Annotated in this window: 2 tRNA genes; both read right to left on the reverse strand. The window is 48.1% G+C overall.

Going from position 1 to position 526, the window contains the following annotated elements:
• Positions 1-226: 226 nt before the first annotated feature.
• A tRNA-Ala gene (locus tag CAF79_RS28620) sits at positions 227-302 on the reverse strand.
• A 30-nt stretch (positions 303-332) separates the two neighbouring features.
• Positions 333-409 (reverse strand) — tRNA-Ile (locus CAF79_RS28625).
• Positions 410-526: the final 117 nt, after the last annotated feature.

Below are 526 nucleotides of genomic sequence, written 5' to 3' on the forward strand. Positions count from 1 at the left end.
TGGTTATACTGTGAAGACGACATTCGCCGAAAATTCGAATTTCTCAACTAAGAGAACTCACAAATTTTACCTTAGCCTGATCACCACCAGTGAAAGTGGCTTTCAGTCTATCTTTCTATCACATACCCAAATTTTTAAAGAACGAACTAGTCAAAGACTAGAAATCAACATTCACCATCAGCCCGATGGAATGCTCATTTCTAAGCTCTTACTTCAGAAGCAGTAGTGGTGGAGCCAAGCGGGATCGAACCGCTGACCTCCTGCGTGCAAGGCAGGCGCTCTCCCAGCTGAGCTATGGCCCCGTATTTCTACAGGCGTTTCCCACACAAAATTGGTGGGTCTGGGCAGATTCGAACTGCCGACCTCACCCTTATCAGGGGTGCGCTCTAACCAACTGAGCTACAGACCCAATTTCGGGCTGCTTCTTTCGTCTTCTTCAATGAATCAAGCAATTCGTGTGGGAGCTTATGAAGCAGCTGATGTCGTCGATTAAGGAGGTGATCCAGCCGCAGGTTCCCCTACGGCT

Source organism: Pseudomonas sp. B26(2017) (assembly GCF_002113045.1).
Lineage (GTDB): Bacteria > Pseudomonadota > Gammaproteobacteria > Pseudomonadales > Pseudomonadaceae > Aquipseudomonas.